The 11,755-nt window shown below is 66.3% G+C and carries 9 protein-coding genes; 3 read left to right on the forward strand and 6 right to left on the reverse strand.

Annotated elements, in window-relative coordinates; genetic code table 11:
• The first annotated feature begins 263 nt into the window (after window positions 1-263).
• Window positions 264-638 (forward strand): hypothetical protein, encoded by a 375-nt coding sequence (locus N5J73_RS04715; protein WP_049449521.1) that lies wholly within the window; start codon window positions 264-266, stop codon window positions 636-638.
• Between the two features lie 73 nt (window positions 639-711).
• Here N5J73_RS04715 and N5J73_RS04720 read toward each other — a convergent pair whose 3' ends face one another.
• The 5 genes from N5J73_RS04720 to N5J73_RS04740 form a co-directional block, all read right to left on the reverse strand.
• On the reverse strand, window positions 712-1,101 hold the full coding sequence (locus N5J73_RS04720; RefSeq protein WP_010485830.1) for a DUF805 domain-containing protein: 390 nt from the start codon (window positions 1,099-1,101) through the stop codon (window positions 712-714).
• A 144-nt stretch (window positions 1,102-1,245) separates the two neighbouring features.
• A complete protein-coding gene (locus N5J73_RS04725; RefSeq protein ID WP_014037159.1) occupies window positions 1,246-2,523 on the reverse strand; it encodes a replication-associated recombination protein A in 1,278 nt (425 codons plus the stop codon).
• Between the two features lie 293 nt (window positions 2,524-2,816).
• A complete protein-coding gene (lolA, locus tag N5J73_RS04730) occupies window positions 2,817-3,455 on the reverse strand; it encodes an outer membrane lipoprotein chaperone LolA (protein WP_164078440.1) in 639 nt (212 codons plus the stop codon).
• A gap of 111 nt (window positions 3,456-3,566) precedes the next feature.
• On the reverse strand, window positions 3,567-5,510 hold the full coding sequence (locus N5J73_RS04735) for a DUF3857 domain-containing protein (protein WP_049449525.1): 1,944 nt from the start codon (window positions 5,508-5,510) through the stop codon (window positions 3,567-3,569).
• Between the two features lie 39 nt (window positions 5,511-5,549).
• The gene (locus N5J73_RS04740; protein ID WP_049449527.1) at window positions 5,550-7,910 is read right to left on the reverse strand and encodes a DNA translocase FtsK; all 2,361 of its coding nucleotides are present in this window, start codon (window positions 7,908-7,910) and stop codon (window positions 5,550-5,552) included.
• Between the two features lie 233 nt (window positions 7,911-8,143).
• Between N5J73_RS04740 and trxB the strand changes: the two genes are divergently transcribed.
• Together trxB and N5J73_RS04750 are read left to right on the forward strand one after the other, a co-directional pair.
• Entirely contained in the window at window positions 8,144-9,115 is a 972-nt protein-coding gene (gene trxB, locus N5J73_RS04745; protein WP_057501125.1) for a thioredoxin-disulfide reductase, read from the forward strand.
• A gap of 102 nt (window positions 9,116-9,217) precedes the next feature.
• Window positions 9,218-10,342 carry a GNAT family N-acetyltransferase gene (locus N5J73_RS04750; protein WP_049446768.1) on the forward strand — a complete coding sequence of 375 codons (1,125 nt, stop codon included), beginning with the start codon at window positions 9,218-9,220 and terminating at the stop codon, window positions 10,340-10,342.
• Window positions 10,343-10,465: 123 nt separating this feature from the next.
• Here the strand turns inward: N5J73_RS04750 and N5J73_RS04755 are convergent, their stop codons facing one another.
• The gene (locus tag N5J73_RS04755; protein WP_049446766.1) at window positions 10,466-11,734 is read right to left on the reverse strand and encodes a hypothetical protein; all 1,269 of its coding nucleotides are present in this window, start codon (window positions 11,732-11,734) and stop codon (window positions 10,466-10,468) included.
• Window positions 11,735-11,755: the final 21 nt, after the last annotated feature.

An 11,755-nucleotide genomic window follows, 5' to 3' on the forward strand; every position in this document is an offset into this window, starting at 1 on the left:
GCCCAGGGCCGCCGGTTCACAAGGGACCGCAGTCTACCTTAAACGCGAATGATTATCACATCGATCAAACGTCACGCTGTGTATCACGCGCGCGCATGCCCGGGTTGCGCAAGGGGCGGCACTTCCCCTATTTTGCCGCCCATCGGGGCATTGGATCGCCCCGCTTCCAGCGCAGCCATGGATGGCGGGTACTTGCCGCCATCCGGGTCGCGTTCATCTGTACACAACCGCCATGGGATTGGATCCCATGATTGTGAGAACCCTTGAAGCACAACGCACTGATCGCCCTTGCCCTCGGCCTGCTCGCCCCGCTGGCCGCCCACGCCGCGCAGGACCTGCCAACGCTCTACCAGGCCTTTGAAGAGGCCGGTAATTCGTCACTGGGCATGGACCAACTCAACCAGACGGTGACCTTCAGTGCCGTAGCACTGAGCGTTTCCAGCAACCTGGCGGGCGAGCCGCTGATCGAGGCCGGCGATGACCAGGGCAATGTCATGGCCCGACTGACCACGGACGATGAACAGCAGGCCGCCAAGCTGGGCGCACTGGAAGAAGGCGCAACCTTCACCGCCAGCTGCACGCTGCAGTTCAGCTCGGGCACCGATTACCTGTCCTTCGGCGATTGCACCATCAAGTAAAGATGAAGCCGGCAAGATGCCGGCTTCTTTTCTTTGCCTCTGTAGCGTCGAGCCATGCTCGACTCACGCAACGTCACGGCCCCGAAGGCACCGGACCATAAACGTTCTCCTGCGGCGTGCCCGGCAGCAACGAGAAGATCATGATCACGATCCCGCCGCCTGGCACCAGCGCCAACAGGAACAGCCAGCCCGACTGGTTGCAGTCATGCAGGCGGCGTACGGTCACCGCGATCAGCGGCACGATCGTGACCAGCCACATCACACACAGCAGTACCACCATGCCGATCAGGATGCCGGCCAGCGCATCGGCACTGTTGCGCAGAAGGATCGCCAGCACGCCGGCCAGCAGCATCACTGCCGTTGCGACCAGGAACAGGAACAGCTGGTACATCCAGTACTCGCGGCGGTTGGCGCGACCCTCGAACTGGGCGTAGCGCTTCAACGGCAGAATCATTTCCTGCACGGCATCAATCCTTGAAAAAGTAGCCGCGCAGTGTGCCAAAGACCGGCGCCGGGGACAATGTAGCGCCGAGCCATGCTCGGCTGTCGGGAGCCGTGAGGCGCTGCGAAAAGCAGTCGAGCATGGCTCGACTCTACAGAAGCCGGGTCAGCGGCCCTTCGCGGCTCGCGCGGCCTCACGCTCCGCGCGCAGCCGATCCAGTTTTTCCTTCAACTTGATCTCCAGCCCGCGCGGCACCGGGTTGTAGTACACGCGCTCACCCATCGCATCGGGGAAACCGGTCTGGTCCAGTGCGATACCGCCTTCGGCATCATGGTCGTACTGGTACTCGGCGCCGTAGCCCAGCTCTTTCATCAGCTTGGTCGGCGCATTGCGCAGGTGCAGCGGCACTTCTTCGGTACCACTCTCGCGCACGTCGGCCTTGGCCTGGTTGAAGGCCGCATAGCCGGCATTCGACTTGGCGGTGCTGGCCAGGTAGAGCACCAGCTGGGCGAACGCCAGCTCGCCTTCCGGGCTGCCCAGCCGCTCGTAGATGTCCCAGGCTTCCAGCGCCATGCTCTGCGCGCGCGGATCGGCCAGGCCGATATCCTCAATCGCCATGCGGGTCAGTCGGCGCGCCAGGTAAGACGGATCGCAGCCACCATCGAGCATGCGGGTCAGCCAGTACAGCGCGGCATCCGGGTTGGAACTGCGTACCGACTTGTGCAGCGCCGAGATCTGGTCGTAGAACTGCTCGCCGCCCTTGTCGAAGCGACGGGTACGGTCGGCCAGCACCTGGGTCAGGGTCTGCGGGGTGATGCGACCGCCCTCCCCGCCCGCCAGCTCGGCGGCGATTTCCAACAGGGTCAGCGCACGACGCACGTCACCATCGGCGGCGGTGGCGATTTCCAGCAGCAGTTCGGGAGCGACCTCGATGCCCTCTTCGCCCAGGCCGCGCTCGCGATCACCCAGCGCACGCTCCAGCGCCTCGACGATGTCGGTCGGCGAAACGCCTTCCAGCACATGCACGCGGCAACGTGACAGCAGCGCTGAGTTCAGCTCGAAGGACGGGTTTTCGGTGGTGGCGCCGACGAACAGGATGGTGCCGCGCTCGATGTGCGGCAGGAATGCATCCTGCTGCGCCTTGTTGAAGCGGTGTACCTCATCCACGAACAGCACGGTGCGGCGGCCTTCGGCGAAGCGTTGCGCGGCCTCGGCCAGCACCTGGCGCACTTCTGGCAGCCCGGACAGCACGGCGGAGATGGCACGGAACTCGGCGTCGGAATATTCGGCCAGCAGCAGCGCCAGCGTGGTCTTGCCACAGCCCGGCGGCCCCCACAGGATCATCGAATGCACGCGACCGGATTCGACCGCGCGGCGCAGCGCACTGTCCGGCGCCAGCAGGCGCTTCTGCCCGACCATTTCGTCGAGGGTTCGCGGGCGCATGCGCTCGGCCAGCGGGCGCAGATGTTCCCGATCGACGCTCAGCAGATCGGGGCCGGGGAAGGAGGTTGAACGATGTCTTGCCACCCGCCCATTGTACCGCGAGCGCGTGCCAACCAAGGTTGGCACCCACCAGCGCCGGGCCATGATCGGGTAGTGCCGGCCGCCGGCCGGCAGATCAAAAGCGTGTCAACCAAGGTTGACACCCGCCGGAGCAGAAGGTTGACACCCGCCAAGGCGGTGCCGGTTGACACCCACCAGAGCAGTTGACGCCAAGCCATGCCCGGCGACCGCCATCAATTACCGATGACGTCGGTACCCTTCGGCGGCGTAAAGCTGAAGGTGCCGGCAGCGAAACCCGGGTTGCGCTTCCAGCCACTGAAGCTGATCACGGTACGCTGGCCAACAGCATCGGTGATTTCCATCTTGGCCAGGCCCTGGGCGTTGAAGCCCAACGCGGCGTACTGGAAGCTGGCTTCGGTCTCGCGCTTCGGCGAAAGCGACAGCCACTGCAGGCCATCGCGCTGTGCGGCCTCTTCACTGACGTCGTACTGCTGCTCCAGCAGCACCGGGTTGATCAGTGCGGTCAGCGGGCTGTTCTGCTCTTCCTTGCCCTGCTCGCGCACGGTGGCCTGCTCCAGGTCCGGCTCGTACATCCAGACCTTCTTGCCATCAGCCACGATCAGCTGTTCGTGCGGGCGCACGTACTCCCAGCGGAACAGGCGCGGCGCCGACAGCGCCACACGGCCACTGGTCGATTCCTTCACCTTGCCACGGCTGTCGAACACCTGCTGGCTGAACTGGCCATCCAGGCCCTTCAAGCCACTGGTGAAGGACTTCAGGTCATCGCGGGCGCCAGCCCAGGCGCTGCCAGCGGCGGCGCAGGCCACGGCCAGGGTGGTGGTGGCAAGGAAACGGCGGAAGCGGAAGTTCATGCGGGAATCCTGTGGGCGCGGGCGCCAGGAAAGGTGGTTGCCAGTGTGCCCGGGGAAAGATGAATGGGCGATCAGGGCGACATTATGCCGCCCTGAACGTCCATCGGCGATTCAGCCGCCGGAGCCCGGCAGCTTGCCGTACAGCACCTGGCCGCGGAAACCACGCCGCACTTCGCGATACAGCGCGCGGAACGCCGGATAGTCCTGCGGCTGGCACAGCGCCTCTGGGCCACGCACCGCGTTCTGCTGCAACCGGTGATGCACGATCACGTCCTGGCCCTCGCGACTCCAGTCCACCCGGTACTCGCCGGCGGCATTGGCGAAACGCTGGCTGGCCGGGATAGCGATGATCGGCGCGTTGGCCGGGAACTGCAGGCGGTAGGTCTCCTCACGCAGGCTGGCATTGCAGTAGAACGGCGTCTCGTTGGCCGGCGCCGAGGCGGTCGCGTACAGGCCGCGCACCGATTCGCCGCCCGGCGGGTCCGGCACGGCCATGCCGCCGGCCACGCTGAAGTCGGCGTAGTCCTCGGCCTGGAACGCCATGCGGTAGCCGAACGGCCGGGTCAGGTCGACCGGAACGCCCTGGATCTGCAGCTGCCCTCGCCCGTCGAAACCGGACGCGGCCATGATCTGCTCTTCAGCGCGCGCACGGTTCTGCGCATTGAGCTGGGAGAACTGGGCGCGCATGCCGATCTCGGCGTTCTCGCCCAGCTTCGGGATCGTCTCGCCGCGCAGGTTGCCGTTGGCGTCGAAGGTGAAACGTACTTCCATCGAGGTGGCATTGCGCTCCGGCGTGTTGGCCGGGGTGCGTGCCAGCGTGGCATCGCGGGTACGCATCACCGGGGCGCCCAGGTCACCTTCCGGCAACTGCCCGAAGCGCGCCCACGCCGTGGTCGAATCCAGGTACAGATCGAACTCGGGAATATAGGTGATGGCGTGGTTGAAGCGGCCCAGCACCGGAATCTTGGGCAACGTCGGGCCACCGCCCGCACCGATCAGCACCGGCGAACTGGCGATGCCCTTGGCCGCCAGCAGCGCCTCGAGGATCGTCACGTGATCCTTGCAGTCACCATAATGGTTGTCGAGGATGCTCTGCGCGCTGTTCGGCTCCAGGCCGCCATTGCCCAGGTACACCGCCACATAGCGGATGTTCTGCGCCACCCAGCGGTACAGCGCGTCAGCCTGCTCGCGACGGTCGCCGATGCCAGTCGTGATTTCGTCTGCCAGCGCCTGCAGTTCCGGCGTGACCTGCGCGGCCGGGCCGGCCTTGAGCTGGTAGGCGCGCCCCATCTGCGACCAGTCACGATAGGTGCTGGCCATGATGTTCGGGCCGAACTCCCAGCCCGCCGCCGACCAGTTCTGTGCCGGCATGGCTTCGCGCCGCTGGTAGCGCCAGCGCCACTGCGCCTGGCCGTTCTTCACCGTGGGGCGATCGCTGCCCTGCACGCCGCGGCTGTCGACGAACATCGGCAGGTTGGCCGGCGCACTCAGGGTGACCTCGGCGTCCTCGTACTCGGTGAACACATTGAAGGTCTCCCACAGGCCGAAATAGCCCGGGAAGTACGGCGTGGCCTGGGTGCGGCGCACCTGGTAGTACAGGCGCGTGCCCGGGGCCAGGTTCGGGAACACGATCACCCGCACCTTGCGGTCGGCATACATCGCCGCCGAGGCGCTGGAGTAGCTCTCTTGGGTATAGATGCGGTCGGCGGGTACGTCGCGGCGCTGGCCATCGGCGGTGATGGTGTAGGCGCCGAGCACTTCCAGCGTCTCCATCTTCTCGCTGTAACTCAGCCGCACCTGGCTGAACTGCTCGACCGAGGCCTTGGTCTTGAGCAGGACTTCGTAGGTTTCGGTCTGTACATTGCCCGCATCGGGCCGCACCTGGTAGTCGGCGCGGTAACGGACAATGCTGAAATTATTGCTGGCTTCGGTATCGCCGCTGGTGGAAGGCGGCGCCGTGGCGGGCGCGGAGGTGGCGGTTTCTGCCAGTGCCGGGCCGGCAGCCAGGAAGGCTGCCAGCGCCAGTGCCAGCGCGCTTGGTACGGGGTGAAGCATGCGTCGGTTCCTTGGACGTCGTGGGGGATACGTCGGGTCTTACTTCGGCGGCGGCGGTGCCAACACCGTGCGGTCGCCGTTGTGCTCGGGCGAGCTGACCACGCCGGCCGCTTCCATGGCCTCGATCAGTCGCGCTGCACGGTTGTAGCCGATCTTCAGCCGGCGCTGCACGCCGGAAATCGAGGCACGGCGGGTCTCGGTGACCACCCGCAGCGCTTCGTCGTACAACGGGTCGGACTCGTCGCCGGCAGAGCTGTTCTCTGGCAGGCCGGTGGCGCCGACGACCACGCCGTCACCCATCGTCTGCACTTCGTCCAGCACGCCGTCGACATAGTCGGCCGGGCCCATCGCCTTGAGGTGCTCGACCACGCGATGCACTTCCTCGTCGGAGACGAAGGCACCGTGCACGCGCTCGGGCATGGCGGTGCCCGGCGGCAGGTACAGCATGTCACCGTGGCCCAGCAGGGTTTCCGCGCCGGACTGGTCGAGGATGGTGCGCGAGTCGATCTTGGAGCTGACCTGGAAGGCGATGCGGGTCGGGATGTTGGCCTTGATCAGGCCGGTGATCACGTCCACCGACGGGCGCTGCGTGGCCAGGATCAGGTGGATGCCGGCCGCACGTGCCTTCTGTGCCAGGCGCGCGATCAGCTCTTCCACCTTCTTGCCGACGATCATCATCATGTCGGCGAATTCGTCGATGAAGATGACGATGAACGGCAGCGTCTCCAGCGGGCGCGGCGCCTCGCCCAGTTCCGGGTTCGGCTTGAACAGCGGGTCCATCAGTGGCTGCCCGGCATCCTGGGCTTCCTTCACCTTCTTGTTGAAGCCGGCCAGGTTGCGCACGCCCACCGCGCTCATCAGCTTGTAGCGGCGCTCCATCTCGGCCACGCACCAGCGCAGGCCGTTGGCGGCCTCCTTCATGTCGGTGACCACCGGCGCCAGCAGGTGCGGGATGCCCTGGTAGACGCTCAGTTCGAGCATCTTCGGGTCGATCATCAGCATCCGCAGATCTTTCGGCGAGGCCTTGAACAGCAGGCTCAGCACCATCGCGTTGACCGCCACCGACTTGCCCGAACCGGTGGTACCGGCCACCAGCAGGTGCGGCATGCGCGCCAGGTCGGCCACGGTCGAGCGGCCAGCGATGTCCTTGCCCAGCGCCAGGGTCAGCACGCTGGCCGACTTGTCGTACTCCTTCGAACGCAGCAGCTCGGACAGGTAGATCATCTCGCGGGTGACGTTGGGAATTTCCAGGCCGATCACCGACTTGCCCGGAATCACGTCGACCACGCGCACCGACTTCACCGACAGGCCGCGCGCGATGTCCTTGTCCAGCGAACTGATCTGGCTGACCTTGATGCCCGGCGCGGGCTCGATCTCGAAGCGGGTGATGACCGGGCCAGGGTTGGCGCCGACCACCTGGGCGTCGATGCGGAAGTCCTTCAGCTTGAACTCGATCTGCCGCGACAGCGCGTCCAGCGTTTCCTTGTCGTAGCCCACCGGCTGCGGCTTGGGGTCGTCCAGCAGAGCCAGCGGCGGCAGGTCCGAGCCGTCGCCGTTTACGCCACGGAACATCGGGATCTGCGTGTCGCGCTTGGCCCGATCACTCTTCTCGATCACCGGTTCCGGACGCGGCTCGATCTTCACCGGCTCGCGCTTGGCGCGCACCTCGGCATCGGCCTTGCGCACTTCCTGGCGCTCCTCGCGCATCACCCGGGTCTGCTGCCACTCGGTGACTTCTTCCTTCTTGCGCGCCAGCAACGGCGCCAGCGACATCACGCCGCGGCCGATCTTTTCCATCACCGTGAACCACGACAGCCCGGTGGCCAGGGTGATCGAGGCCAGCAGCAGCACCAGCACGAACAGGTTCGCGCCCAGCGCGCCGAAGCCCACCGTGAGCGAATTGCCGACCAGCTTGCCGAGGATGCCGCCGGCACTGGAAATATCACCACTGAACAGGCGCACGTGCAGGAAGCCGGTACCGGCGATGAGGAAGCCGACCAGACCGACCAGGCGCAGCGCCGGGTCCAGGTCGTTCTCGCCCTTGCTTTCGCGCTTGAGCCCGAACATGGCGATCCACGCCAGCGCGCCCAGCACCACGGGCAGCAGGAAGGCGATGTAGCCGAACAGCTGTAGCAGCACATCGGCGATCCAGGCCCCGGCGCGGCCGCCGAGGTTGTGCACCGGCGCGACTACGCTGCCGGTGTGCGACCAGCCCGGGTCCGTCGCTGAATAGGTGAAAAGACTGGCCGCCAGGTACAGCAGGGCCGGCGCGATGGCGATCAGACCTAGATCGCGCCAGAGGCGCTGGCGGCGTGGATTGTCGGTCGTCGCCGCCGCGGCCGTGCGACGTGACGCCTTGCTGTCGTCGGACTTGGAGCGTTCGGGGACCTGCTTCGCCACCTTAGACCATACCTTTGGAATGCGCTGTTAGTGATTGATAATAAATGAGACGGCGTCAGTTTTCAGTTATGCGACATCTGACAGGGTCTGCGGAGGGCAGGAACCACCGCTGGATGACGGCGTTCTGTTCATCGGCTTGAATCGCCCTGCCCCAGCCGCCACTCTATGACCTGCCACGGATGCTGCGCAAATATCGCCAGCGCCTTGTCCCATCTACCTTTTCGCGAGTTTACATGAGCACCAGCCTGCCCTCCCGCCACCAGCGCCTCGTCATCCTCGGTTCCGGCCCGGCCGGTTGGACCGCCGCCGTCTACGCCGCCCGCGCCAACCTGAAGCCGGTCGTGATCACCGGCCTGCAGCAGGGCGGCCAGCTGATGACCACCACCGAGGTGGACAACTGGCCGGGTGACGCCCACGGCCTGATGGGCCCGGACCTGATGGCGCGCATGCAGGCTCATGCCGAGCGCTTCGAGACCGAGGTCATCTTCGACCACATCCACACCGCCGACCTGTCGCAGCGCCCGTTCAAGCTGATCGGCGACAGCCACGAGTACACCTGCGATGCGCTGATCATTTCCACCGGCGCCACCGCCAAGTACCTGGGCATCCCGACCGAAGACGAGTTCAAGGGCCGCGGCGTGTCCGCCTGCGCCACCTGTGACGGCTTCTTCTACCGCGACCAGGACGTGGTCGTGGTGGGTGGCGGCAACACCGCCGTGGAAGAGGCCCTGTACCTGTCCAACATCGCCCGCAAGGTCTACCTGGTCCACCGCCGCGACACCCTGAAGGCGGAGAAGATCATGCAGGACAAGCTGTTCAAGAAGGTGGCCGAAGGCAAGATCGAGACCGTCTGGCACCACCAGGTGGAGGAAGTGCTGGGCAACGACGCCGGCGTGACCGGTGTGCGCGTGAAGTCCACGCTGGACGGCAGCACCCGCGACATCGACGCCCACGGCTTCTTCGTGGCCATCGGCCACCACCCGAACACCACCCTGTTCGACGGCCAGCTGGCAATGAACAACGGCTACCTGGAAATCCGTTCGGGCCTGGGCGGCAATGCCACCCAGACCTCGGTGGAAGGCGTGTTCGCCGCCGGCGACGTGGCCGACCAGCACTACCGCCAGGCGATCACTTCGGCCGGCTTCGGCTGCATGGCGGCGCTGGATGCCGAGCGCTACCTGGACGCGCAGGGCAAGGCCAGCTGAGAGGCTGACCCGCTTCTGTAGGGTCGAGCCACGCTCGACTCCGGATAGAAGGCCGACGCCAGTGCGTCGGCCTTTCTGTTTCATCTGCCCTATCCTTCCCTCATGTCCTCCCCTCGCTTCCTCGACTCCCTGCAGTCCATTGCCGCAGCCGACTGGGATGCACTGCACGACGGCCGCAATCCTTTCGTCAGCCACGCCTTCCTGTCGGGCCTGGAACAGCATGGCTGCCTGCGTGAGGACTGGGGCTGGCAGCCCCGGCACTTCACGCTGTGGGAGGGCGACACGCTGGTCGGCGCCATTCCGGGCTACCTGAAGACCAATTCGCACGGCGAGTTCGTGTTCGACCATGCCTGGGCCAACGCGTATGCCCGTCATGGCCGCGACTACTATCCGAAGTGGCTGGGCGCGGTGCCGTACTCGCCGGTCACCGGCCCGCGGCTGCTGGCCCGTCACGATTCAGAGCGCGCCACCTTGCTGTCGGCATTGCGCGAGGCGCTGCCGACGCTGGATGTGTCCTCGGCCCATATCAACTTCCATGCCGCCGGCGACGAGGTCCTGTTCGGCGATGACTGGCTGCTGCGCGAGGATGTGCAGTTCCAGTGGCAGAACCCCGGTGACTGGGCGACATTCGACCAGTTCCTCGGTGCGATGAATCACAAGCATCGCAAGAACATCCGCCAGGAACGGGCCAAGGTCACCCGCCAGGGCATCAGCTTCCGCGTGGTGCACGGCGACGAGGCCAGCCGCGCGGACCTGCAGGCGATGTATCGCTTCTACCTGCAGACCTTCCTCGAGTACGGCAACGCTCCGGCGCTGACCGAGGCGTTCCTGCGCCATCTGGCCATTTCATTGGGTCGCGGGCTGGTGCTGTTCCTGGCCGAACTGGACGGCGAGCCGATTGCCGGGGCGCTGTGCCTGCGCGGTGGCGACACGCTGTACGGCCGCTACTGGGGCGGCGCCACCCTGCCCGGCCTGCACTTCGAAGCCTGCTACTACCAGGGCATCGAATACTGCCTGCGCGAAGGGCTGACCCGTTTCGAGCCGGGTGCACAGGGCGAGCACAAGCTGGCGCGCGGGTTCCTGCCGACGCGGGTGCGCAGCCGGCACTGGGTGGCTGATGCGGATTTCGCAGAAGCACTGCAGGACTGGTGCCGGCAGGAGCGGCGCGATGTGCGGCGGTACCAGCAGGAGCTGCAGGGGCATGGGCCGTTCCGCGTAGAGTCGTAGAGTCGAGCTTGCTCGACTGGCGCGGTACCGAGAAGCGTGCCAACCAAGGTTGGCACCTACCAGAGCAATGAGGTCTGCCAACCAAGGTTGGCGTTTATCAGAGCGCTGGCGAGGACGCTGTGCTCAGGTGCACTGCCAGAAGTGCCCACTCACCCGGCACTTCGCACACCAGAACGTGTAGAGCATGCCGCCACTGCCCCAGAGCAGCGCGCCGCCACCGGTGGTCGGCAGCGTCGAATCGAGCTGCATCACGAAGGGCATCTCCTCACCGCAATCGATGCACGCCGGATACCAGGCACTCTGCACCCAGCTCGGCGCACCGCCCACGCGCGACAGGTTCTGCCGATGATTGGACTGTCCCCAGTCCTGCTGCTGCCAGCGCGCACTGTCCATGGCGGCCAGACCCACCTCGGCCTGCATCAGATCACCGCTGTCGGTCGGCGTGGCCGGCACCTCCAAACGCTGACTGGGGTGGCAGCTGGGCAGGCCGGCGGCATCATGGCGATAGAAACGCACAGGCGGATCTTCCCAACCGCAGCAGTCCAGGCACAGGCCCAGCGTGATCTCACCCGCCGCGCCCGGCTGCAGCGCGGCAGCATCGGTTCGCAGCAGGCGCTGCAGCGGCGCATGGCAGCTGCCACACAGCGCTTCCAGCGGCCCTCCCATCTGCCCGGCGTGGTGCACCTGCCCACCATTCCAGGTCGGGTGCAGGCGCCAGATGCGCTTGCGCCAGCTCGGCTCTTCGGCCACCTGCGCGCGATGCTGCTCGCGGCCGAAGCGGATGTGCAACGGCCGCTCCCCATGCAGGCGCCGCGGCTGCGGTCCGTCGGCGACGCCGGCCCAGTGCGCCCAGACCTCAGCATCCAGCGCGCCCCAGTCAGCGAGGTAGCCGCGAGCAACGGCATAGCTCTCGGGCCGCGCCGCGAGCAGCAGCGCCCTGGCCCGCGCCATTTCGCGATCGTCATCGGCCTCAGCCAGAATCTGTGCCCACTGTGCGGCGATGGCAGAGGGCAGGCTCCGCCATACCTGCGAAGCCAGCTGCAGCTCGTCTTCGGTGGCCAGCGCCAGCAAGGCCTCCCAGTCGTCCTGCAGCACCTGCGGCGCCTGGTAGCTGGTGAATTCGATCACGCTGGCCAGCAGCTCGCCGCGCTCGCCATCACGATAGCGACGCCAGGCCTCGGCACAGACCGGCGCAACCACTTCGTCGGGCAGCAGATCCAGCGCCATGTCGAGAAAGGCCGAGCCGGGTGAGCACCGGGCCAGGGCCAGCAGCATCAGCGCACCGAGCTGGCCCGGCTGCTCAGTCGCCAGCGCCAGCAGCATGCTCTGACTGTCGTTGCGCGTGCGCGGGGTGTCGTGCACATCGAGGATGGCGGTGATCGTGTCACTCAAGCGTGGGGCTCCTTGCCATTG

Source organism: Stenotrophomonas sp. GD03654, assembly GCF_029845105.1.
Lineage (GTDB): Bacteria > Pseudomonadota > Gammaproteobacteria > Xanthomonadales > Xanthomonadaceae > Stenotrophomonas > Stenotrophomonas africana.

Coding starts and splice junctions, on each gene's coding strand:
- N5J73_RS04725 (WP_014037159.1), bottom strand. CDS start 2,523: ATGCGCCCGCGAACCCTCGACGAAATGGTCGGGCAGAAGCGCCTGCTG.
- lolA (WP_164078440.1), bottom strand. CDS start 3,455: ATGAACTTCCGCTTCCGCCGTTTCCTTGCCACCACCACCCTGGCCGTG.
- N5J73_RS04735 (WP_049449525.1), bottom strand. CDS start 5,510: ATGCTTCACCCCGTACCAAGCGCGCTGGCACTGGCGCTGGCAGCCTTC.
- trxB (WP_057501125.1), top strand. CDS start 8,144: ATGAGCACCAGCCTGCCCTCCCGCCACCAGCGCCTCGTCATCCTCGGT.
- N5J73_RS04750 (WP_049446768.1), top strand. CDS start 9,218: ATGTCCTCCCCTCGCTTCCTCGACTCCCTGCAGTCCATTGCCGCAGCC.